24 protein-coding genes are annotated in these 21,055 nt (G+C 58.6%); 17 read left to right on the top strand and 7 right to left on the bottom strand.

Features of this window, described 5'->3' with window-relative positions:
- Positions 1–234 precede the first annotated feature (234 nt).
- The 8 genes from PCOSP_RS25585 (at position 235) to PCOSP_RS25620 (ending at position 7,468) form a co-directional block, all read left to right on the top strand.
- The gene (locus PCOSP_RS25585) at positions 235–1,629 is read left to right on the top strand and encodes an ethanolamine ammonia-lyase subunit EutB (RefSeq protein ID WP_464709767.1); all 1,395 of its coding nucleotides are present in this window, start codon (positions 235–237) and stop codon (positions 1,627–1,629) included.
- Positions 1,630–1,640: 11 nt separating this feature from the next.
- On the top strand, positions 1,641–2,465 hold the full coding sequence (eutC, locus tag PCOSP_RS25590) for an ethanolamine ammonia-lyase subunit EutC (RefSeq protein WP_464712000.1): 825 nt from the start codon (positions 1,641–1,643) through the stop codon (positions 2,463–2,465).
- A gap of 106 nt (positions 2,466–2,571) precedes the next feature.
- Positions 2,572–3,036: a GNAT family N-acetyltransferase gene (locus tag PCOSP_RS25595; protein ID WP_024780096.1), complete on the top strand. Its 465-nt coding sequence runs from the start codon at positions 2,572–2,574 to the stop codon at positions 3,034–3,036.
- A 269-nt stretch (positions 3,037–3,305) separates the two neighbouring features.
- On the top strand, positions 3,306–3,953 hold the full coding sequence (locus tag PCOSP_RS25600) for a DedA family protein (protein WP_139649173.1): 648 nt from the start codon (positions 3,306–3,308) through the stop codon (positions 3,951–3,953).
- A gap of 6 nt (positions 3,954–3,959) precedes the next feature.
- Positions 3,960–4,772, top strand: a complete 813-nt coding sequence (locus PCOSP_RS25605) for a M90 family metallopeptidase (protein ID WP_464709769.1) — start codon at positions 3,960–3,962, stop codon at positions 4,770–4,772.
- A gap of 110 nt (positions 4,773–4,882) precedes the next feature.
- The gene (gene ppa, locus PCOSP_RS25610) at positions 4,883–5,410 is read left to right on the top strand and encodes an inorganic diphosphatase (RefSeq protein WP_139649169.1); all 528 of its coding nucleotides are present in this window, start codon (positions 4,883–4,885) and stop codon (positions 5,408–5,410) included.
- A gap of 195 nt (positions 5,411–5,605) precedes the next feature.
- Positions 5,606–6,337, top strand: coding sequence for a LexA family transcriptional regulator (locus PCOSP_RS25615; RefSeq protein ID WP_139649167.1), 732 nt, complete (start codon positions 5,606–5,608; stop codon positions 6,335–6,337).
- Positions 6,338–6,895: 558 nt separating this feature from the next.
- Complete coding sequence (locus PCOSP_RS25620; RefSeq protein WP_464709770.1) at positions 6,896–7,468, top strand: hypothetical protein; 573 nt, start codon at positions 6,896–6,898, stop codon at positions 7,466–7,468.
- A 150-nt stretch (positions 7,469–7,618) separates the two neighbouring features.
- On the opposite strand, the gene PCOSP_RS25625 is transcribed toward PCOSP_RS25620, so the two are convergent.
- Together PCOSP_RS25625 and PCOSP_RS25630 are read right to left on the bottom strand one after the other, a co-directional pair.
- Complete coding sequence (locus tag PCOSP_RS25625; protein ID WP_464709771.1) at positions 7,619–7,978, bottom strand: DUF6124 family protein; 360 nt, start codon at positions 7,976–7,978, stop codon at positions 7,619–7,621.
- A 485-nt stretch (positions 7,979–8,463) separates the two neighbouring features.
- Positions 8,464–8,922, bottom strand: a complete 459-nt coding sequence (locus tag PCOSP_RS25630) for a GNAT family N-acetyltransferase (protein ID WP_464709772.1) — start codon at positions 8,920–8,922, stop codon at positions 8,464–8,466.
- A 284-nt stretch (positions 8,923–9,206) separates the two neighbouring features.
- Here PCOSP_RS25630 and PCOSP_RS25635 point away from each other — a divergent pair, with 284 nt between their 5' ends.
- The 7 genes from PCOSP_RS25635 to PCOSP_RS25665 all read left to right on the top strand — a co-directional run bounded on the left by PCOSP_RS25635 (position 9,207) and on the right by PCOSP_RS25665 (position 14,193).
- On the top strand, positions 9,207–9,422 hold the full coding sequence (locus PCOSP_RS25635; RefSeq protein ID WP_464709773.1) for a DUF1737 domain-containing protein: 216 nt from the start codon (positions 9,207–9,209) through the stop codon (positions 9,420–9,422).
- 370 nt (positions 9,423–9,792) lie between these two features.
- Entirely contained in the window at positions 9,793–10,689 is an 897-nt protein-coding gene (gene argP, locus PCOSP_RS25640; protein ID WP_041022317.1) for an HTH-type transcriptional regulator ArgP, read from the top strand.
- Between the two features lie 174 nt (positions 10,690–10,863).
- The gene (locus PCOSP_RS25645; RefSeq protein ID WP_464709774.1) at positions 10,864–11,346 is read left to right on the top strand and encodes a hypothetical protein; all 483 of its coding nucleotides are present in this window, start codon (positions 10,864–10,866) and stop codon (positions 11,344–11,346) included.
- Entirely contained in the window at positions 11,321–11,836 is a 516-nt protein-coding gene (locus tag PCOSP_RS25650; RefSeq protein ID WP_024780084.1) for a GNAT family N-acetyltransferase, read from the top strand. Before PCOSP_RS25645 ends, PCOSP_RS25650 begins: the two co-directional genes overlap by 26 nt.
- Complete coding sequence (locus tag PCOSP_RS25655; RefSeq protein WP_464709775.1) at positions 11,820–12,632, top strand: class I SAM-dependent methyltransferase; 813 nt, start codon at positions 11,820–11,822, stop codon at positions 12,630–12,632. The genes PCOSP_RS25650 and PCOSP_RS25655 overlap by 17 nt, the downstream gene beginning before the upstream one ends.
- An 18-nt stretch (positions 12,633–12,650) precedes the next feature.
- Entirely contained in the window at positions 12,651–13,241 is a 591-nt protein-coding gene (locus tag PCOSP_RS25660) for a gamma carbonic anhydrase family protein (RefSeq protein WP_139649155.1), read from the top strand.
- Entirely contained in the window at positions 13,234–14,193 is a 960-nt protein-coding gene (locus PCOSP_RS25665; protein ID WP_052435114.1) for an amidohydrolase family protein, read from the top strand. Before PCOSP_RS25660 ends, PCOSP_RS25665 begins: the two co-directional genes overlap by 8 nt.
- A gap of 45 nt (positions 14,194–14,238) precedes the next feature.
- Here the strand turns inward: PCOSP_RS25665 and PCOSP_RS25670 are convergent, their stop codons facing one another.
- The 5 genes from PCOSP_RS25670 to PCOSP_RS25690 are packed head-to-tail and all read right to left on the bottom strand — an operon-like array spanning position 14,239 to position 19,349.
- Positions 14,239–15,558, bottom strand: a complete 1,320-nt coding sequence (locus PCOSP_RS25670; RefSeq protein WP_139649154.1) for a tetratricopeptide repeat protein — start codon at positions 15,556–15,558, stop codon at positions 14,239–14,241.
- Between the two features lie 43 nt (positions 15,559–15,601).
- Positions 15,602–15,853, bottom strand: a complete 252-nt coding sequence (locus PCOSP_RS25675) for an acyl carrier protein (protein WP_041022321.1) — start codon at positions 15,851–15,853, stop codon at positions 15,602–15,604.
- Between the two features lie 32 nt (positions 15,854–15,885).
- Positions 15,886–16,803: a hypothetical protein gene (locus PCOSP_RS25680; RefSeq protein ID WP_175386566.1), complete on the bottom strand. Its 918-nt coding sequence runs from the start codon at positions 16,801–16,803 to the stop codon at positions 15,886–15,888.
- A 53-nt stretch (positions 16,804–16,856) separates the two neighbouring features.
- The gene (locus PCOSP_RS25685) at positions 16,857–17,801 is read right to left on the bottom strand and encodes a chlorinating enzyme (protein ID WP_041022323.1); all 945 of its coding nucleotides are present in this window, start codon (positions 17,799–17,801) and stop codon (positions 16,857–16,859) included.
- Between the two features lie 51 nt (positions 17,802–17,852).
- Complete coding sequence (locus tag PCOSP_RS25690; protein WP_464709777.1) at positions 17,853–19,349, bottom strand: AMP-binding protein; 1,497 nt, start codon at positions 19,347–19,349, stop codon at positions 17,853–17,855.
- Positions 19,350–19,594: 245 nt separating this feature from the next.
- Between PCOSP_RS25690 and PCOSP_RS25695 the strand changes: the two genes are divergently transcribed.
- The gene (locus tag PCOSP_RS25695; protein WP_139649148.1) at positions 19,595–20,779 is read left to right on the top strand and encodes a hypothetical protein; all 1,185 of its coding nucleotides are present in this window, start codon (positions 19,595–19,597) and stop codon (positions 20,777–20,779) included.
- Positions 20,780–20,799: 20 nt separating this feature from the next.
- On the top strand, positions 20,800–21,048 hold the full coding sequence (locus PCOSP_RS25700; RefSeq protein WP_464709778.1) for an acyl carrier protein: 249 nt from the start codon (positions 20,800–20,802) through the stop codon (positions 21,046–21,048).
- Positions 21,049–21,055 lie beyond the last annotated feature (7 nt).

Raw genomic sequence — 21,055 nt, forward strand, 5'->3', positions numbered from 1 at the left:
CGGCGCCGGGCCAAACGGCCGGCGCCAGCCTTATGGAAGTGCACGCAGAGCCTGCTGGGGGGACTGTGTTCCTTGCCTGAACACAGATCCCCTTGTGGGAGCGAGCCTGCTCGCGATAGCGGTGTATCAGTCGACAAATGTTTTACTGACCCTCCGCTATCGCGAGCAGGCTCGCTCCCACACGGGTTTCTGCGGTGTACTTGAGTTATCAAGAGAACCAGGAGGACACCGCCCATGGCCGCATTCGCCCATTCCGTCGGCGCCCAGACCTATCGTTTCGACAGCCTCAAAGAGCTGATGGCCAAAGCCAGCCCGGCGCGTTCCGGGGATTTCCTTGCCGGTGTCGCGGCGCTCAACGACGGCGAGCGCGTGGCCGCGCAAATGGCCCTGGCTGACCTGCCCCTCAGCCATTTTCTGCAAGAAATGCTGATTCCCTACGAAGCCGACGAAGTCACCCGGCTGATCGTCGACACCCACGACAAACACGCCTTCGCCGTGGTCAGCCACCTCACGGTCGGCGGCCTTCGCGACTGGTTGCTCAGTGACGCCGCCGACGAACACAGCCTGCGGGCACTGGCCCCCGGCCTGACCCCGGAAATGGTCGCCGCCGTGTCCAAGATCATGCGGGTTCAGGACCTGGTGCTGGTGGCGCAGAAAATCCGCGTGGTGACGAAATTCCGCGGCACCCTCGGCCTGCGCGGACGCTTGTCCACGCGCCTGCAACCGAACCACCCCACCGACGAACCGGCCGGGATCGCCGCGAGCATCCTCGACGGCCTGCTCTACGGCAACGGCGACGCCATGATCGGCATCAACCCGGCCACCGACAGCACGGCCTCGATCTGCGCCATGCTGGAAATGCTCGACGCCATCATCCAACGCTACGACATCCCGACCCAGGGCTGCGTGCTGACTCACGTCACCACCTCCATCGAAGCGGCCAACCGTGGCGTGCCCCTGGACCTGGTGTTCCAGTCCATCGCCGGCACCGAAGCGGCCAATGCCAGTTTCGGCATCAACCTCAACGTGTTGAAAGAGGGCTACGACGCCGGGCTCAGCCTCAATCGCGGCACCCTGGGCAACAACCTGATGTATTTCGAAACCGGCCAGGGCAGCGCCCTGTCGGCCAACGCCCACCACGGAGTGGATCAACAGACCTGTGAAACCCGGGCCTACGCCGTGGCACGACATTTCAACCCGTTCCTGGTCAACACCGTTGTAGGCTTCATCGGCCCGGAATACCTGTACAACGGCAAACAAATCATCCGTGCCGGCCTCGAAGACCACTTCTGCGGCAAGCTGCTGGGCGTGCCGATGGGTTGCGACATCTGCTACACCAACCACGCCGAAGCCGACCAGGACGACATGGACACCCTGCTGACCTTGCTCGGCGTGGCCGGGATCAACTTCATCATGGGCATCCCCGGCTCCGACGACATCATGCTCAACTACCAGACCACCTCGTTCCACGACGCCCTCTACGCCCGCCAGACCCTGGGCCTGAAGCCGGCGCCGGAGTTCGAGCAATGGCTGGCAAACATGGGCATCTTCACCCAGGCCGACGGCCGGGTGCGGTTCGGCGACAACCTGCCTCCGGCGTTTCGTCACGCCCTGGCGCACTTGGGATGAGTGACCTGCCGATGGACAAAAAACCTGTCGATTCGCAAAACCCCTGGCTGGAACTGCGCCGCCTGACCCCGGCGCGCATCGCCCTGGGCCGCACCGGCACCAGCCTGCCCACACAGGCGCAACTGGACTTCCAATACGCCCACGCCCAGGCGCGGGATGCGGTGCACCTGGCGTTCGACCACCAGAGCATTCGTGCCCAGTTGGCCGAGCGCGGCCGCGAGAGCCTGTTGCTCCACAGCGCCGCCAGCGACCGCAACAGCTATCTGCAGCGCCCGGACCTGGGCCGACGCCTGGATGAAGCTTCGGCGCAGGCGCTGGACGATTACGCGGCGGCCCATCCTGGCGGCGTCGACCTTGCCATCGTGGTGGCCGACGGCCTGTCGGCGCTGGCGGTGCATCGCCATACCTTGCCATTCCTGGCGCGCCTGGAAGAACAGATCGCCGCCGACGGCTGGTCGGTTTCACCGGTCATCCTGGTGGAACAGGGCCGGGTCGCGGTGGCCGATGAAGTGGCTGAACGCCTTGGGGCAAAAATGTCAGTGATCCTGATTGGCGAACGCCCCGGCCTCAGCTCGCCCGACAGCCTGGGCCTGTATTTCACCTACAACCCCAAGGTCGGCCTGACCGACGCCTATCGCAACTGCATCTCCAATGTCCGGCTCGAAGGCCTGAGCTACGGCATGGCGGCCCATCGCCTGGTCTACCTGATGCGCGAGGCCTGTCGCCGACAGCTTTCCGGGGTCAATCTGAAGGACGAAGCCCAGGTGCACACTCTAGAGTCGGAAAACGGTGCCGATATGAAAGGTAATTTCCTACTGATGCCGCCCCAAAGCTGATCCGTAGATCCATTGCGTTTTTGATCCGCTTTCAGGCAGCATCAAAAGCACGGCAGCGCGCCGTTGTTGTCAGACTCTGTGTCGACCTTTGTAAACGAGACTTGCCATGCGGATTATTCAAGCGACCCTGGAACACCTGGACCTGCTGACCCCATTGTTCGTCAAATACCGGGAATTCTATGGCTCGCTGCCATACCCGGACTCGTCCCGGGCCTTTCTCGAAAAGCGCCTGCGCCGCAAGGAATCGGTGATCTACCTGGCCCTGCCCGATGACGACGACAGCAAGCTGCTGGGCTTCTGCCAGCTCTACCCAAGCTTCTCGTCGCTGTCCCTCAAGCGCGTGTGGATCCTCAACGACATCTACGTCGCCGAAGACGCCCGCCGCCAACTGGTGGCCGACCACCTGATCCGCACCGCGAAAAAAATGGCCAAGGAAACCAACGCCGTCCGCATGCGCGTCTCCACCAGCAGCAACAATGAAGTGGCGCAGAAGACCTACGAGTCCATCGGTTTCAAGGAAGACACCGAGTTCAAGAACTACGTGTTGCCAATCAGCGAAGATCTCACCTGAATGCCACTGATCGTTCCCACGCTCAGCGTTCCGCTTCAGCAAAGGTGACGCAGAGCGTCACAGGATGCATTCCCACGCGGAGCGTGGGAACGATCAATCGATATTGCAAAAACCGAAATCCCCCGCAACAAACTCAACACGCCCATCACATTCCAGCCCGTATAATCCCGATCTTCCCGGCTTGTAAGGAAAAGCTACAAACCCAGTAGTCTTACTCAAAGCCAGACCCACAAGCCCGCCCAACCCGGCCGTCATCACAGGTGTATTGCATGGATTTCAATCCCCTCGACCTCATTCTGCATCTCGATGTGTACCTCGACATGCTGGTGACCAACTACGGCACGTGGGTTTACGCCATCCTGTTCCTGGTGATCTTCTGTGAAACCGGCCTGGTGGTAACGCCATTCCTGCCCGGTGACTCGCTGCTGTTCATCGCCGGCGCCGTAGCCGCAGGCGGCAGCATGGACCCGGTGCTGCTGGGCGGCCTGCTGATGCTGGCGGCGATCCTCGGCGACAGCACCAACTACCTCATCGGCCGCACGGCGGGCGAGAAGTTGTTCAGCAACCCCAACTCGAAAATCTTCCGCCGCGACTACCTGCAGCAAACCCACGACTTCTACGACAAGCACGGTGGCAAAACCGTGACCCTGGCGCGCTTCCTGCCGATCATCCGCACCTTCGCGCCCTTCGTCGCCGGCGTGGGGAAAATGCCCTATGCGCGCTTCTTCGGCTTCAGCGTGCTCGGCACCGTCCTGTGGGTCGGTGGCCTGGTCACCCTCGGCTACTTCTTCGGCAACGTACCCTTCATCAAGCAGAACCTGTCGCTGCTGGTGGTGGGCATCATTCTGGTATCGCTGTTGCCAATGATCATCAGCCTGGTCCGCAGTAAACTGGGCCAGCGTGCTTCGAAAGCCTGATCGCCCATGTGGTCCCTGAGCAACTGGCGCCGCCAACGCACCCTCGCCAAGCATCCCGTGGCCGAGGACACCTGGCAGCGCGTGCGTCATCACCTGAGCTTCCTCGACGGCATCAGCGCCGCCGAGGACCAGTGGCTGCGTGAAGCCTGCGTGCTGTTCCTGCGGGACAAACACCTGACCGCCCTGCCCGGCGTCGAATTGCATCAGGAACAACGCCTGCTGCTCGCCGCCCAGGCCCAATTGCCGCTGATGCACCTGGGCGAGCTGAACTGGTACCAGGGCTTCCACGAAATCGTCCTCTACCCTGACGACTTCCTCAGCCCCCAGCGCCATCGCGACGCCAGCGGCATCGAACACGAATGGGACGGCGAACACAGCGGCGAAGCCTGGCCCCAAGGCCCGATCATCCTGGCCTGGGACGGCGTGCTCGCCAGCGGGGGCTGGGACGGCTACAACCTGGTGATCCACGAACTGGCGCACAAACTCGACATGCTCAACGGCGACGCCAACGGCCTGCCACCGCTGCACGCCGACATGCGGGTCAGCGACTGGGCCGAAGCCATGCAACAGGCCTTCGACGACCTCAACCGCCAACTGGACCATAACCCGGACGCCGAAACCCTCATCGACCCCTACGCCGCAGAAAACCCGGAGGAGTTCTTCGCCGTCACCAGCGAATACTTCTTCAGCGCCCCGGACCTGCTGCACCAGGCGTACCCGAAGGTCTATGCCCAACTCAAGGCGTTCTACCGCCAGGATCCTTTGGCCCGGCTGCGGCAACTTCAGGCCGAAGATCCGGTCTATCAGGCGTCATACTAAGGTCTCTAAGACCCTGGTAACGTGGCATCGATGGCTGAATATGCCTATAATCGCCGCCACTTTTGGTCAATCCGACCAGCCTTTTGGTCAACTAACGGGGACACCGCCCAATGAGTTACAGCAAGATTCCGGCTGGCAAAGACCTGCCGAACGACATCTACGTTGCGATCGAAATTCCGGCCAACCACGCCCCGATCAAATACGAAATCGACAAGGACAGCGATTGCCTGTTCGTTGACCGCTTCATGGCCACCCCAATGTTCTACCCGGCCAACTACGGTTACATCCCCAACACCCTGGCCGACGACGGTGACCCCCTCGACGTGCTGGTCGTGACCCCTTACCCAGTGGCCCCTGGCTCGGTCATCCGCGCCCGTCCGGTCGGCATCCTGAACATGACCGACGACGGCGGCGGCGATGCCAAAGTCATCGCAGTGCCACACGACAAACTGTCGCAACTGTACGTCAACGTGAAGGAATACACCGACCTGCCAGCGCTGCTGATCCAGCAGATCGAACACTTCTTCGAGAACTACAAAGACCTCGAAAAAGGCAAGTGGGTCAAGATCGAAGGCTGGGCCGGTGCTGACGCCGCTCGCGAAGCGATCACCAAGTCGGTTGCCGCCTACAAAGGCTGAAACTGATTTAAAGAAGAACCCCGGTTTGCACCGGGGTTTTTTTATGCCTTAATAGCGCTTAATACGAAAATGTATTAACAGTGTTTAATTGCGTTTATCCCACCGCTTTCAAATCCTGCAAACGGAAAGATCGTCTTATAAATTTGAACGACTTGTTTATTGCTCAAAACACAGTCGCTCCTAAACTTTCCGTTTATGAAAAAGACCTCCAGTGGCGACCGCTTCAGAGCCCTTCTCAAAGAAGCACAAATCCGATCCGCCGACTTCGCGAAGTTATACGGCGTTAAATCGCAGCACGTGAACAACTGGTTCAACCGCGGCATCCCGCCGGGTCGTATCCACAGTATCGCCGGCCTGCTGACCGTCAGCCCGCAGTGGCTCGCCCACGGCGAAGGCCCACAGACCCCGTTGGGCCTCGGCCCCGGCACCACCTATGAAGCCGCCGAGGTCCAGGGCGTCTACAGCGTGGCGGAATCCCAGGACGTCGAACTGCCCTTCTACACAGAAGCCCCTATCGCGACGGGCAGCAACAAAACCCACATCACCGAAATCCCCGACCAATCCATACGCCTGCCCCGCAGCCACCTCGAATCCCTGGAAATAAACCCCAACGACGCCATCTGCACCACCATGGTCGGCGACAGCATGGCCGAACGCATCGAAGACGGCTCGATCCTCGCCATCGACCGCGGACTCACCCAAGTCATCGACGGCCAGATCTACGCCCTCGAACACGACGGCATGCTACGCATCAAATACCTCCACCGAATCCCCGGCAACCGCCTGCGCCTACGCAGCCACAACAGCACCGCCTACCCGGACGAAGTCTTCAGCGCCGAACAGATCGAAGCGCAAAACATCAGGGTACTGGGCTGGGTATTCTGGTGGTCCACCCTCAACAAGCAACGCCCGCAGGTATTCGATTGAGCCTCTGGACTAAAGGACAGTAGCCAGCGCTCCCTGCCTCAAGGAGATTGCTTGTACCAAGGAGATCCTCTGTGGCGAGGGGATTCATCCCCGCTGGGCTGCAAAGCAGCCCCCACTTTGTCCTTTGAATCACCGGTAACCCAATGATTCCACACCACTTACCCCTGGGCTTCCGAAGAAAACCCGCGTATCCTGCGCCCCACATTTGCGAGCCCATGCCTCGCACCGACAAGGCAGATCACTTTCTGACCAAGTCCCACAGCCGGCCGCAAGAGCCGGATGTACGTTTTGAAGGCTGGTGAGGTTTGTCAAAAACAAACTGAGTCAGTCAACGAGAAGCCGGCCATAAGCCGGCTTTTTAACGCCTGAAAACCAGCAGACAAACACACGCAAGGATGCGTGAAGTCACCGTAACAGTCGTACGAAAGCACGCTACTCAGCCGGCTATGTGCAATGCCTGGACGCTCCCAGTGATAACCTGCGCGCTCTTTTACGAATGACATTGGATAAGTAATGAATAGCTGTCTAAGGACGCTAGGAACCAGCCTCGCTAACAGTATGGTGATCCCCGCCGCCTGGTTATCCGGCCTTACCACGACAGCACTCGTGTGGGGCGTGATTGCGTATTGGCCCGATAAGCTTACCGCCGAAGCACGCCAGCTCTTCCTGGCTTCTGTTTCTATTTTTTGCCTTTCCGTATGGCATTTGATCCGGCGCAAGAGAAGAGCAAAAGCACTTGTAGCGTCCATAAACCTAAAAGAAGGTTTGAGCCTGGACGATACTCAACTGCTCGGCTTTCCAAGCCCCCTATTTTTTGTCTTTGACCTTTCCAACCAGAAACTCGCTCAATGCCAAAGCGCTACCGGCGATTATCAAATTCGAGATTTCACGTGGATAACAGGCTGGCACCTCGAGTGGCGACGGATTGACCGCAGGGTATCGGGCGGGGTTCTTCGAATAGTCGATGAGGTAGGCATGAGCGTTCCAGCCGAGGAGATTCGGCGTGAATTCACAGGGTTCTCACTGGTTTTGACGGTTGCCAACTCAGGTCATCCCCCCTTCCGTTTTCCAATGAACCGGAGCGCAGCTGAAGGGTGGTGTTCCCGGTGCAATGTGTTTTTCAACGGCTAGACACAAAGCCACAACGGCCCCTCCTACTCCAGTCCCTCAAAGCCCAGCTCAGACACAAATGCGCCCGGTATCATTTAGGGATTCTCGGATACGAAAAAGGTCTTGCTCAGCAAGACCTTTTTTACGCCAGGAGGCAGCGAACGCCCTGCCCTACCTCACCTCAACAATATCCAAAGCCCGATTCGCCAGCAGCTCACTCAACTCAATCACCTGCAAAATTCCCAACGCCACATGTCGTCTTGACCCATCCAGATCAAACGCCAGATCACTGATCATGGCATTCGCCGAAGCCAGGTTTTCACTGAGATTGGCAAGCAGACATTCCGAATCAACATCAGGTGCGATACGGAAGATGGTGTTGGTTTTGTCGGACGGCTCCTTCTTCAGCGCAGGCTTCAGATAAAAATCCAAAGCCCGATTGGCAGCGTCATCAAGCTTCTTGTTACGAGCAGACTGAACGCGAGACTCATGTTCGTCCGTGGGTGGAGGGTTCGGTGTAATTTTGACCATGGCAAAGCTCCTAGAGTCTGTTGGAGCTACCACCATCCGCTGCGAAACGAAGTTAGGGTGGCAGCTGTACGCGGGTTCGCAGACCGGGACTCTAGGGACCGGCAGACCAAAGGTCTCCCACGCACAGCCACCTCTGACGAAATCACAGACATAGGCTATCTGCTTTCGAAGGTGACGTTGTGCGCCTATAGAGTCCGGGCTGCGAAACCCGATCACTGATGAGCAGTGACAGGCTTCAAACTACCGACGCGGCCCAAGGCACACAAGTCGGCGGATTCTGGCGTAGTTGTAGGCAATGGCGCAAGGCGATGTCGGTCGTGGCTAGTCTCGTGGAGTCACGATAAACAGCGGGCCGGAAGGTGGCTGATACACAGTTATCGCGAGCAGGCTCGCTCCCACAGGGGATTGGGGGTGGGCCAGGTGATCATGTTGCAGCGACGTAGCGTGTCATCCATCGTCAGGTGCTGTCTTTGTTGGGCCGCTGCTTATAAACGCCGAGCCATCAGGCATTGTTCTTTCCCCCAGGCCTCGAAGCGCTCCAACACTTCCCAGCCCAGCTTGGCGTAGTAATGACTCTGGCTGTGGGTGTGCAGGTACAAGGTGGAAAATCCAGCCTCTCTCGCATAAGTACAAATGCCTTCGATCAACTGCGCGGCGAGCCCTCTGCGTCGGGCTTCTGGTGCGATGTAGACGCATGCCAACCATGGCCCCAGTTCTGGCCGGTCGGGCAGGTCGTTGTCGGCCAGTGAGACGCCGCCCAGCAGTTGGCCTTGCTCCGTGGCGATCAGGCATTTCCAGCGACCATCGTGTTGCCCGGCCGAGAATTCGTGCTGCCAACTGGCGAGGGATTGTTGTGCGAATTCGTAGCTGAACTCCTGATAAAGCCATTCGGCCATCAGGTCGCATTTGTCCATGTTGTGACTGAGCCAATCCATTTGCAGCATGTTGGGCGTTCCTTGGGTGTTTTCTGGTGTCACTGGTGGGCAGTGGCAGGCCTCAAACTACCGACCCAACCCAAGGCGCACAAGCCCGGCGGATTCTGGCGCAGTTGCAGACAACGCTGCGAGAGTGTCGATTGAGGGGGTTGTCAGGGACATCAACGCGGCATGACCGTTGTTGGCCCCGATCCACGGCGAGTAGACTGCCTCACGGTATGCAGAACGCCACTCCACGGCGGCGTCGAACGACGGCCAACATGTCGCTGCCGGTGTACTGAAGGAGAAGAAGCATGAACCTACCGCCCGACGGGCTTCCCATCTACAGGGTGCTGACAGGCCCCGACGATGCTGCATTTTGTCATCGCGTCAGCGATGCCCTGAAAATGGGTTATGCGCTACACGGCAGTCCGGCCGTCACTTTCAATGGCGAGCGAACCATTGTCGCTCAAGCGATTATCTGGCCTTTGGGTTCAAGCACGACGGTGCCTTCTGACGAGACCAGATAGCACTAAAAAGCCATGATTCCATCCGGCAAATGGATTGGATCCAGGACTTGTCTCAAAGGGCGTAATGGGGCTATTTTGTGTTCGCATAAGAATATAGCCATTCGAAATTATGGCTTCAGCCCGGGTGCAAGCCACGCGATTCGTATCGAACAGGAAATTCGAACGCGACGCGCCACACCCTTGGACGGGCTCGTGATTTGAACAACTGGGGCAGCGTTCCCCATGACAGTCTTCCTTATTCAAACGATCCGATTTTTCGGATTGCTGCCAATGAAAATGTATGTGGGGTGGCCATTGAGCCACGAGCACACGGATGTTCATAACCTTGCGTTATCAGCCTGATAACGCAGTGGCTTACAGGGAGGTTGACATGCTGGATCGCCAACAGTTGGAAGCATTTGCCTGTGTCATTGAGCATAAGAGTTTTGAACGCGCAGCCTCGGCGCTCAACATCACCAGCGGTGCCATTTCGCAACGAATAAAGTCGCTGGAAAACTCGCTTTCAACCATCCTGGTCATTCGCGAAAGACCGATCCATCCCACCTCAGCCGGCCAGGCCCTACTACAACATGTCTCGGCATTGCGTTCGCTGGAACATGATGTCCTGAGGCTGCTTTCGCGCAAGGGCAATACAAATTCAAAGATTGCCATTGGTGTACATCCCGACTCGCTCAACACCTGGTTCGCCCCGCTACTGATCGAGTTGATGCGGGCCGAACAGGTCTGTGTGGAAATCATTTCCGATGATCGTTGCTCCAGTCTGAACATTCTCAAACGCGGGGATGTCCAGGGTTGCGTTTCGGTGGTTGCCGAGCCCCTCGATGGGTTTGAAGTCCATCCGCTGGGGGTCATGGAATACAAATGCGTCAGTACACCTGACTATATGCACCGCTATCTGGCCCGGGGCCTGGGCACACATTCGCTGCTCGATGCGCCGGCGATCACCCGCGGGCGTAATGACACGCGCCATGCAGCCTTCCTCCGCGAACTGCTGGGTGTTTCGATCGAGCGCTTCCCCTGTCATTACTTGCCTTCATTGCCGATGGTCCAGGATGCGGTCCTGGCGGGGCTTGGTTACACGCTGATGCCTGCGGATGTCGCCGCGCCGCTGCTCGAAGAGGGGCAGTTGGTCGATCTGATGCCGCAAAACTGCTACAGGGAACCCCTGTATTGGCATGGCTGGATGAACCATTCAGTGGTCAAGGATCTGGTGGGAAGACGCATCATCGATACCGCCAGCAAGTCCCTTCAACCCACGCCCTGTTGAGCGATCCGCAACGCCGTCAAGGCTCGTTAAGCGTTACTGCCGTCGCTTTAAAAAATCTAACGTGCCGTTTGCCCGGCATGCTTGGGCGTAGACTCAAGTGACATCAAGACAGGGTGAGCGAGAGGGTTCGTCATCGTGAAAAGTACTGTATCGGATGCTTACCACGCACACCCCATGGCCCCCGATGCCACATTGAGATGTTTGACCGACGCCATGGGGAGCGATACCTGGAAACGGGTCCTCGCCCAACGTTTTTCCAGCCCGGATGATTGTGTCGCAGAGATATTCAATTCCCGTCGGCCGGGTGGCGCCTATCGCTGTACGCGCTGGGACGGAGTGCCGTCCGGCTGGGCCGTGTACTTTCGGTTTCACGAACGCGCCGGTTACGACGGCAGCATGAAGCTGGTCCTGCACAGTGAAGACGAAGACGCCAGTTCCACTGTGTTCGATGTGCTTTCCACGGCATGCGCTTCAAAGGGAATAGAGCAAGGCGTTCACACGCTGATCAGCGTGGTGGATAGCCATATGCAACACCATGCTTCATGGTTTTCCGACAGCCCCTTCCTGTTGGGCGGCGCAGTGGGCGCACGCGGAAATTCGATGCTGAACGTGTTTTACAGGAAGTTACTAGATGATTCGGCCGGCCACTCCCGATGATTTGCCCTCCATGGTGGAAACCTACAATCAGGCCATTGCCGACAAGGTATTCGCCAACTGCGATGTCCCCCACGACTCGATTGAAAAGTTCAGGCTGACCTATTTTGGAAAAGATCGGCGCTTTGCCGTGCTTGTCTATCTATCGAGTGATGGCGATACGGTCGCGTGGGGTGCCCTGAAGCCATTTTCCGCCCGGCCCGACGACGAAACCATGGCGGAAGTCGCCGTGTATGTGCGGCGAGACATGCGCGCACGCGGGGTCGGTATTCGATTGTTGCAGGCCCTGGAGGTCTCGGCCCGGGAGGCAGGTTTCGAATCGTTGGTCGCCATTATCCTGGGGCCGAATCACGCCAGTGCCCGCGGGTGCAAGTCTCAGGGCTTTGCCGAATGTGTACGGATTCCTCGAATCGCAAGGCTGGAAAACAATCTGGTCGACATAGTCTGGCTACAGAAAAAAATGGAAGGGAATGCTCATGGTTTTGATCGTTGACGAGTCGTATCAGCTGGGAACCTTTCGTGACAACGAAGACTCCCTGCGCCGCCTGAAATCCCAGGCAGGTATTGCGCTGGACCTGGAGTTCGATCACTTGAGGCAAGCCGGCCTGACCCAGGGACAACGGGTTCTGGATGTCGGCTGCGGTCCCGGCATCATCACCACCCAGATCGCGCTTCGTGCCCAGCCAAGCCGCCTGACGGCACTGGATTGCAACGAAACCAGTATCAGCGAAACGCGCAAGCAATTGTCCAGCGCCGGGATTGACGAAGCGCAGGTACGCCAATGCAACCTTTATGACGACAGCCTGACCGACCCCGGGCAGTTCGATTTCAGCTATGCGCGGATGGTTTTCCAGCACTTGTCGGACCCGTTGAGCGCCTTGCGCAATATCCACCGCAGCCTGGCCATCGGCGGGCGACTGTGTATCTGCGACATTGACGACCGGTGGTTCGGCGCGTCACCCCAGCCGCCCGAGCTGCAGTCCTTCCTCGCTCGCGTGGCCAGGGCTCAAGCCGCTCGCGGAGGCGATCGTCACGTCGGCAGCAAGCTGGCGAGTTACCTCGAAGAAACCGGCTACGGCGACATCCGCTGCAGTATGTTGCTGGTGTCTACCTCGCTGATCGGCGCGAGCGCCTTCTGCGACCTGGTCTTTGGCTACAAGATGGAAGTGATTCCAGAAGACGAACTCGAACTGGCCCGACGCGAGATGGCCGTGATCACGCAAAGCATCGAGAGCCCGGGCGGCTGGGCGGGGATCGGCGTATTCTTCGTCTCTGGAGAAAAACAATAACTGAAAGGAATCGTGCACATGCCTGACAAAACCGAACCCAAACAGAAAATTGCTCCCACCGCGCGGATTGCATCGAGTGCGGTCCTGGAAGGCAATGTGTCCATCGGTGCCGGAACGGTCATTGGGCACGGCGCGGTCCTTGTCGCAGAAGGCGGCGCGCTGATGATCGGGGAGAACTGCATCGTCATGGAAAATGCAGTGATCCGCAGCACCGCCCATGACGACTGCCATATCGGCAATCACGTGATGGTGGGACCGCACTGCCATCTGACCGGTTGCCGCATCGAGGACGAGGTGTTTGTCGCAACCGGTGCGTCCGTTTTCAACGGCGCCCGCCTCGGCAAAGGCTCGGAGGTCCGCATCAATGGGGTGGTCCATATCAAGACCGTGCTGGAGGCAGGCACGACGGTGCCGATCGGCTGGATCGCCGTGGGTGATCCGGCGCAGCTCTTTTCCCCGGACCAGCATGATCAGATCTGGGACGTACAGAAGGACCTGGATTTCCCCCGCTACGTTTTCGGCGTTGACCGCGAAAGCGAAGGCGTCGTCAGGCAGATGATGGAGCGTTACGCACGCTTCCTGCGCAAGCAGCAGGTGGGCGATGAGTGATGTGCCCGGGGATATCGACGAACCGACACTCATCGACGGCCATAGCCACGTCGCCTCCACACGTTTCACCCCGCTGAGTTTCCTGGAGGGGGTGGCCGATAACATCGAAGTGAAACTGCGGGCCAGCGGATTCCCGGTTTCCCGATCGAGAATCATCGATCAGTTCCAGCGCGAATTGAGCGATCACCAGGGGGACGCCCAGATTGCCGCGATGGACAGGGCGGGCATCAGCCGCTCCGTCCTGCTGCTTCCGGACTTCTCCTTCGCGTTGCCGGACGTCGAACTGAGTATCGACGAGATGTTCCAGGAACACCGAGCCATTCTCCAGCGCCATGCCGGACGTTTCGACGTCTTTGCCGGCGTGGATCCACGCTGGGGACAGGATGGGCTCGACTTGTTCATCCGAGGCATCGAGGAGTACGGCTTCAGCGGCCTGAAGCTTTATCCACCTTGTGGATACCAGGCCGATGACCCGGCGCTGACGCCCTTCTACGAATACTGTGACGCTTATCGCCTGCCGGTATTGCTGCACATCGGGCCGACCTCCCCGGCGCTCTCCTTCGCTCCCGCCCAAGCGATGTGGGTGGACGAACCGGCGCGTCGCTACCGGAATATCCCCTTCATCCTCGCCCACGGGGCGGTCAATGATCAGGCCCAATGTATCCAGCTCTGCAAGTACCGTCCCAACGTCTACCTGGACCTGAGTGGCGCCCAGCACGCAATAGATGCCCGCGGCAACGCCCCCGTGCTGACCACGCTGTTCCAGAGCGAGATCAATCACAAGATCATCTTTGGCACGGACTGGCCCATCAATAATCATGAGGCGATCAACAAACGACTGCGCGCGTTCATCGTCGACCCGGATCAGGGTATCGGCGCTGCCGATGTTCGCCTGCTGCTCTCGGGAAACATGCAACGTCTGCTCGACGGAATCACCCCGCGCGGCCGGTGAGGACAGTGCATTGCGCTCTTGAGCGCAACGCACGGACCTGTCCGGTCAAGCTCGCAGGTGGATCGGTTCCTCATCCTGTAAACGGTCGACAAAGAACGTACGAAAGGGTGAAGGGTGACGCAGGCTGCGTCCCTGTTGAATGAGCTGTCTTGCACGATCGAATTGCCGGGCCCGTATGGCCGCCTCGATCGTGGTCAGTTCCAGCAGATCACGTTGCGCATTGCTGCCGCCAATGGCCCGCACCGCCGGCAATATCTTGCTCAACAATTCCAGGGCACTGTCGTAGTCCTCTTGCTGGAAGGCAATCAGCCCCCGGCAAACAGTGCGAGTCACGTTGGCAATCATCGGGACCTTGGCATACGTGGCGTCGATACGTCGCAAGATGCGCTGCACCAGCACTTGGTGATTGGAGCTGGCCATCGCCATGATCGAATGCACATCGTTGAACCAGTACTGTGATTGATCGATGGACGGCATCCAGTATTGCGCCACTTCCTGCCACAGTTCGGAGACATCCACCCCCGTCAGCGACAAGCGCCACAACAGACTGACTGCGTCCAGATCCTCATATCCGTCTGGGTCGTTCTTGATCCTGATTTTCTGATGAAAAGTCTGCAGGACCGCATCCGGGCGTTGCATGTAGAGGTTGAACAGCGCGTGATGCCACCACAAATGAATGCGCATGCAGAGGTTGTCAGCCCAATTACGCTCGGTGTCGTCCAGCCACTTCAGCGTTTGGGCGTACTGCCCACGCTCGTAGCCGACGTGACAGGCGGCATGGATCGCATAGATGTCCCGAGGGTTGATCGCCAGCGCGCACTCGGCCGCGATACTCGCGGCGTCATAGTCGCCGTTTTCCACCAGGGCAAAGGCTTCGATGCCCCGCACGTACCCATACAGCGGATGCGCGGGTCCCCAGAAGGGCCTTATCGCGACCACAGTTTCGCGCATCCGCTCGGTCCACCCCATGTTGAACTCCAGCATATGCACGCTGAACAAGGCCACGATGTCGCGCGGATGCTGGACCAGCAGTTCGCGCCAGCAGGCGTGGGCCAGATCATAGTCCTGGTTGACCCAGTGATTGCAGGCCGCCAGATGCCCTCGCTCACGGGGGTTCAACTGTTCAGGGTCGAGACTGCCCAGCAGCAGCGTGGCCTGCTGGATCTGCCGGTCTTCCATGCTCGACAACCTGACAACACTTTCGATCAACCGAGAAATCGGGCAACGCACTTCGCGCCGCTGCAGGAGTGGGAGTGGATCGAACTCCATTCCAAGAATGCCCGTCAGGGCAGTCTCCAATTCGTCTGCTTCGGCGGCGTCCTGCACTCGCACAGGCACACCGCGAGAATCAATGAACTCGATCATAAAAAATCCTTCCCTGTGGGTCTCTGCGTCGGCCTGGGCATGCTCAGGCGGCCAGTTCAGCGAGCCTGGCCGGGGTGATACCGTCGACCAGCGCGGCCGGGTTGATCTCGCGGTCGAGCCGCTCATGGACCAGGTTCAGTATCGCGATCAACAGCATCGAGTTGCCTCCGGCGTCGAAGAAGTCCGCCTGGTCGGTTTGCGCCGGATGCTTGAGCACTTCGGCCCAAATGGCGTGGACCGTCGACAACGTATGGGTGTCGGTCGGAGTGTGCAGTTCCTGGGTTGGCATGTTCATGGGCATTCCTCCAGAGAGCGATATTGGATGAGTCACGGTTGATGTTTGTATTGAGCAAGCAGGTTGGCGCGCAGGTTGGGGGCATCGATCGAGAACAGGAATTTCTGGTCCTCGGCCGGCGTGTTCTGTCGGGCATAGTCGACATAGTTGAGTAACGTATCTGCCGAGAAGCAATGCCCGCAGCGCGCCACGTTATCCAGGTACAGCTGCCGACGCGAAAACCCGAGACGGGTTTCCTTGAGCTGCGTCACGGGGCGGAAGATGTTGTTGCAAAACACTTTGCTGATATCGGCCAGGGTTACCGCGCTAGCCTCCAGTACGTCAGTCAGGATGCGCCCGTAAAGCTCAGGCTCGTCTTTCCCGTGATTGGAGGTGATCGGATCCTGGCTGACACCGAAACGCGCGGACACTATTTCCAGGCCCGGCCCATCGCAACGGGTCACCAGGCAACTGGCCGCCGAATCGCTGAGCAAGGCAAAGTTGTTGAAGCGTATGGACTCGTCGTAGACCTTGTCGGCGGTGATGATCAGGATGTTGTTGTAGATCCCGCTGCGCACCATGCTTTCAGCCATTACGATCGCACTCATGAAACTGATGCAGTTGTTCAGCGTGATGCCGATGGGAAACGCTTTCTTCAGTTCCAGACGTTCATACAGTCGAACGTTGTAATTGATGTACTCGATCTCGTTTCCGGGAAAACAGGTCGAGCAGAACATGACGAAATCGACATCGTCCGAAGATACGCGGCTCTGGGCCAGGGTCTGGCGAGCGGACCTGATGCCCAGGTCGAATATATCGCCGTCGGTCTTGAAGTAACTTCCCCAGCCAAATACCGAGGGTTCATCCGGATAACCAAAGCGATCAAGCATATTCTTGAAGTCAGGCACATCGTGATAAGGACGTTCGACTTCACCCAAGGCGTAGGAACAAGCGTCAATCATTATGCGCATGCGCATTCGTCCTTATACAGAACAGGGCCGGAGACAATCCGGCCCGAGAGTGATCAGGCAGGGATGAACGGCTCGCCCAGCATGTTCTTTTCGCGAATGCGGTTATGGGTATAGCGGTTCTCGCCCGACACCACGACAGCGCCATAGTTTTCGAGGCTGACCTCTCCACCGAACTCGTGGAGCATGTCGGTATCGGGGTGGATGAGCACCTCTGGTGGTACGTAGCGAGCGGAATAGCCCAGGCGCATCTTGTCGGTCAGGCCCAGGTGCGGAAGCGAGGAATGCAGCACCGTCGACCAGAAAATCACGCATTCGCCGGCTTTCATCTCGAAGTAGACCGCTTTCGACTCGTCAGGCTTCCAATCCGGATCGACTTGCAGATCGCGGTAGTCGTAACCCCACAACCCACGACGAACACCGTCCTTGACGAGGTCGTTGTTTTTTTCCGGATTGAAGATCAGGCGCTTATCTTCGTCGTAATGCATCATGTTGTGGGTGCCGGGGACGATCGCCATACAGGCCGTGTCTTTCATCGTGTCGGTGAAAGCGGTCCAGGCGGTCAGCGTCCCGCGACGCCCCGAGTCATCAGGCCAGATGATATGAGGGCGCCCCGCCACCCCAGCGAAGGTGTTTGCCTGGTGCCAGTCGGTCCCGGCATCTCCCGGATACTTCGAGAAGAACTCGGTGCGCCAGCACAGCAAGTCTTTGCCCATGAGACTACGCACTTTATGTACGATCTTGGGGTTACAAACATGTTGACCGAGAAAAGGAATATCCAGATGCCGGTCATAGTTGGCGAGGTTATTACTGCCTGAGTTGGAGATTGTATTGTCGGAATAAACCGCATTGCTGCGATCCAGTGTCTGCAGGCGCACCGTTCGCCATTGCCGTTCCATCTCTTCAGGCTCATAGACCTTGAACGGCTTTACGTATCCATTCTTGAAGAAAAAAGCAATTTCCTCATCGCTAAGTCCGAAGTCTTCTTTTAACGCGTCCAAGGTAAATCTCCTTGCCTTCTCAGTGTGGAAGATCAATGTTTGCGTGACGACTCAGTTGAATACGCAAGTCTCGTATCGGGACGATATGTTCTTGCGCTGCAGCTTCAGGTTCCGGGTCAGCAAACCGTTCTCGGCGGTGAACGGCTCGGTGGACAGGAAATAGTTGCGTATCGGTACGCTGGCACCGACGTTGTAATCGCTGATGGTTTTTTCAATCAGTTGCCGGGCGCTCGAATCGATCTGTTCGACCACCAGCAACATCCCCAGGTGAGGCCGACGGGCACCCAGCGCGACGGCATACTGCACACAAGGCAGGCTGTTGAATGATTGTTCGACGGCAGTGGGATGAACTTTCTGGCCACCCGAGGTGATGATCGTGTCGTTCTTGCGACCCTCGATGAAAATAAAACCCTCATCGTCGATGCGACCGACGTCGCCCGTGGCGATCGCGACTTCATCCCGATACACCGCTTGCTCGACATCAACAGGCTGGTCCACATAACCGCAGGTCAACCGTTGACTCGACCTGAGTAGAATTTCCCCGTCACTTTCCAGCGTCACGCTGCCTGGAACCAGCGCCCGTCCCACCGAACCGGGCCGGTTATGCTGGAGGGTGTTGACGGCGATAGGGCCGTACTCCGTCATGCCATAGGCTTCGAGCAGCGGCAGCCCGCCAGCGCGATACCCCTCCAGGATGGCCGAGGGCAGTGCAGCCATGCCACTCCACATCTGCCGCATGCCCGTACCGAACAGCTCACGCAGTTTCTCGCCGCGTCCATCCGCCAGGCGCCACATCGAGTCATAAAAAAGCGGAGGGGCCAGAAACAGGCTGGGGGACGTTTGCTTCAGGGCCTGCATGACGTTCTGCATGTCACTGAGAACAATATCGATGCCGGTATCGATGCAGCCGTAGATCAACAACTTCTGCTGATAATTGGAGAGGGGCAGGAAGATCAGGAAACTGTCGTCTTGCCGGGCATCGATGGCTGAAAAAAACTGCCGGGCATTCAGCAGGACGGTCGCGTTATTGACGCGAATTTTCTTCTCTTTGCCGCTCGTCCCGGACGAAAAGATAATGGGTCCCGCGACCGGAGCGAATGCATTCGAACAGGCCGGGTTACGGAACAGGCTCATCCCCTGCAGTGTTCCAATGGGTTCCCACGAACCGGTGTCCACCCCATCACTGTGCAAGATGCTGACCAGTAGAAAGGCTATGTTCTGCTGGCCGATGTCGGCCAGGGCGCTCCCCGCGGTTTTCTCGGGAACCTGCAGCGTGATACAGCCGATATTCAACAAGGCGAGATCCAGCAAAAAAGCCGCCTTGCCGTTTTCGGCGACCATTGCGACCTGCATGCCCGCCTCCAGGCCGAACTCGCCGAGCTGCTGCGAGACAAGCGAAACAGCCTGGTGCAAGTCAGAAAACCGGACACGTTCCATTTCAGTACGTCCATGAAACACAACCGTGTTGCGCGGGTTCTCTTTCAACTTTGAAATCAGTGTTTGCAGTCCTTCACTTCTCACGCTGCTCGCTCCTGCGTCCGATGTCATCGGTGGTCAGAGCCTACTACCGGCAACCGCGCTCGTGGCGTTGCGTTAGGTTTTTGCAATGGCCTTTAGTTTTGCTAACGCAAGTTGCGGAGCGTGTCGGGGCCTGGGTATTTTCAGGCGTCCTCGTAGCGCCTTTCAGCCGATCATGAAGGCGATGGCCTGCGGTTTTTCTCGAGGAAATCGTTCGACGGTCCCTGCTTTCGTCACTCACCGGTCACGCGATTGGCCCCACCGGAGTTCCATTCATGTCGTCGCGAAACTTGCTGTTCTACGGTGTCGTAGCGCTGTCCACGGCTTGTGACCAGGCTGTACTGACCGGCGTGATCTGGATGTCGCTCAAACTGTCCGGTTCGAGCGTCCCCCTGGGTGTCGTCCTGTGTCTCTCGGTGGCTGTACCGTTCGCGCTGGACCTGGTGAGCCGCGGGCGAGCGGCCAACATCGGCGCCGCCTGGCTGGTCGCGTTGCGTGTCGCCGCCTTTGTCATTGCGGCACTCTTTGCCTGGTTTGGACTGGCTGCGGCTCTCGGTGTATTTCTGCTGATCGCATTGATGGTGGGTACGGTCGACTTCCTCACAGCCAGCTCCCTGGAAATCGAGAATACCCGCCGGGTCGTCGCCGGCTGGCTACCGGCGGACGATGCCGCGCGCTATATGCAAACCGCCATCCAGGTCGGTGGCTTCACGGGCTCGTTGGCCGGAGGAGCACTGTTGGGCCTGCTCGATGATTCGGTCTTTCTGATCGCCGTGGCACTGACGGGCGCGGCCCTCAGCCCGGTCTTGCTCGCTGGCAGGATGAAACGCAGCGCAGCGATCCAGACTCCAGGCCCTGCACCCACGCAGGCCAGGACAACCTCTGACGATACCTTCGAAATGCCTTACGGCTGGATGGCCTGCCTTGGGCTGATTGCCCTGCATATCGGCGCATTCAACAGCATGATGCCCGTCGTCTATCAGCAAGTTAACCATTGGAGCCCCACCAGTTTCGGCATCGCTTCCGGCGTCGCGGGTATCGGGGCCTTCCTGGCCGCGCTGATGCCGCTGGGCAAACACCGCCTGGTGATGTTCGCGACCTGTCTGATCGTGGTCGACGCGCTGATGGTCCTGGCGCCCCAAGTGCTGCTTTCGCTGGTCGGGGCATTTCTGGTCGGATTCGTCACCAACCACCTGCGAATCGCCGTTCGCAGCCAATTGATGCGCTGCGCGAACAACGATGCCCAGGCGGCATTGGTGGGCAGTCGCAGCACGTTCTGTGCGTACTCGATGCAGGCCACTGGCCCCTTGTTATTGACCTTTGCAACCTCGGCATCGGTCTTCGGTCCGGCATCCGGCCCAGGGCTGATGATCGGCACCGGCCTGGTCACCGCCATTGGGCTGCTGGGGCTGGCTCAGTTGCGTCGAGCCTCGCAGCCCGTTCCGCTGGCGCGTTCATGATTGATTGACGGAGGCACCCGATGAGTTCCACAGACCTTGAAACCGATCGAAACACCGTACTCGCACAGATCTACCAATTGATGAAGGAAGTGGCGCCCCAGAGCGTCCAGGTCAACCCTGAGTTGTCTTTTCTCGAAGCAGGTGTTGACTCGATGAAGCTGATGCTCCTGGTGACGCGCCTGGAAGACGCCTTTCAAATCGAGTTCGAAACCGACCATCTGGCCCCCAGTTCCTGGGCAGCCCGGCGTCCGTCGCCGGGCTTCTCCTGAACCACTA

Source organism: Pseudomonas sp. MAFF 730105 (assembly GCF_055380705.1).

Excerpts from the sequence above, each read along its gene's own strand:
- PCOSP_RS25585 (WP_464709767.1), top strand. The coding sequence starts at position 235 with ATGGCCGCATTCGCCCATTCCGTCGGCGCCCAGACCTATCGTTTCGAC.
- PCOSP_RS25670 (WP_139649154.1), bottom strand. The coding sequence starts at position 15,558 with ATGATCGAGTTCATTGATTCTCGCGGTGTGCCTGTGCGAGTGCAGGAC.
- PCOSP_RS25655 (WP_464709775.1), top strand. The coding sequence starts at position 11,820 with ATGGTTTTGATCGTTGACGAGTCGTATCAGCTGGGAACCTTTCGTGAC.
- PCOSP_RS25695 (WP_139649148.1), top strand. The coding sequence starts at position 19,595 with ATGTCGTCGCGAAACTTGCTGTTCTACGGTGTCGTAGCGCTGTCCACG.
- PCOSP_RS25690 (WP_464709777.1), bottom strand. The coding sequence starts at position 19,349 with ATGACATCGGACGCAGGAGCGAGCAGCGTGAGAAGTGAAGGACTGCAA.
- PCOSP_RS25700 (WP_464709778.1), top strand. The coding sequence starts at position 20,800 with ATGAGTTCCACAGACCTTGAAACCGATCGAAACACCGTACTCGCACAG.
- PCOSP_RS25620 (WP_464709770.1), top strand. The coding sequence starts at position 6,896 with ATGGTGATCCCCGCCGCCTGGTTATCCGGCCTTACCACGACAGCACTC.
- PCOSP_RS25680 (WP_175386566.1), bottom strand. The coding sequence starts at position 16,803 with ATGCGCATAATGATTGACGCTTGTTCCTACGCCTTGGGTGAAGTCGAA.
- PCOSP_RS25600 (WP_139649173.1), top strand. The coding sequence starts at position 3,306 with ATGGATTTCAATCCCCTCGACCTCATTCTGCATCTCGATGTGTACCTC.
- PCOSP_RS25660 (WP_139649155.1), top strand. The coding sequence starts at position 12,651 with ATGCCTGACAAAACCGAACCCAAACAGAAAATTGCTCCCACCGCGCGG.
- PCOSP_RS25650 (WP_024780084.1), top strand. The coding sequence starts at position 11,321 with ATGATTCGGCCGGCCACTCCCGATGATTTGCCCTCCATGGTGGAAACC.
- PCOSP_RS25665 (WP_052435114.1), top strand. The coding sequence starts at position 13,234 with ATGAGTGATGTGCCCGGGGATATCGACGAACCGACACTCATCGACGGC.
- argP (WP_041022317.1), top strand. The coding sequence starts at position 9,793 with ATGCTGGATCGCCAACAGTTGGAAGCATTTGCCTGTGTCATTGAGCAT.
- PCOSP_RS25675 (WP_041022321.1), bottom strand. The coding sequence starts at position 15,853 with ATGAACATGCCAACCCAGGAACTGCACACTCCGACCGACACCCATACG.
- PCOSP_RS25645 (WP_464709774.1), top strand. The coding sequence starts at position 10,864 with ATGGCCCCCGATGCCACATTGAGATGTTTGACCGACGCCATGGGGAGC.
- PCOSP_RS25635 (WP_464709773.1), top strand. The coding sequence starts at position 9,207 with ATGAACCTACCGCCCGACGGGCTTCCCATCTACAGGGTGCTGACAGGC.
- eutC (WP_464712000.1), top strand. The coding sequence starts at position 1,641 with ATGGACAAAAAACCTGTCGATTCGCAAAACCCCTGGCTGGAACTGCGC.
- PCOSP_RS25615 (WP_139649167.1), top strand. The coding sequence starts at position 5,606 with ATGAAAAAGACCTCCAGTGGCGACCGCTTCAGAGCCCTTCTCAAAGAA.
- PCOSP_RS25625 (WP_464709771.1), bottom strand. The coding sequence starts at position 7,978 with ATGGTCAAAATTACACCGAACCCTCCACCCACGGACGAACATGAGTCT.
- PCOSP_RS25630 (WP_464709772.1), bottom strand. The coding sequence starts at position 8,922 with ATGCTGCAAATGGATTGGCTCAGTCACAACATGGACAAATGCGACCTG.
- ppa (WP_139649169.1), top strand. The coding sequence starts at position 4,883 with ATGAGTTACAGCAAGATTCCGGCTGGCAAAGACCTGCCGAACGACATC.
- PCOSP_RS25605 (WP_464709769.1), top strand. The coding sequence starts at position 3,960 with ATGTGGTCCCTGAGCAACTGGCGCCGCCAACGCACCCTCGCCAAGCAT.
- PCOSP_RS25595 (WP_024780096.1), top strand. The coding sequence starts at position 2,572 with ATGCGGATTATTCAAGCGACCCTGGAACACCTGGACCTGCTGACCCCA.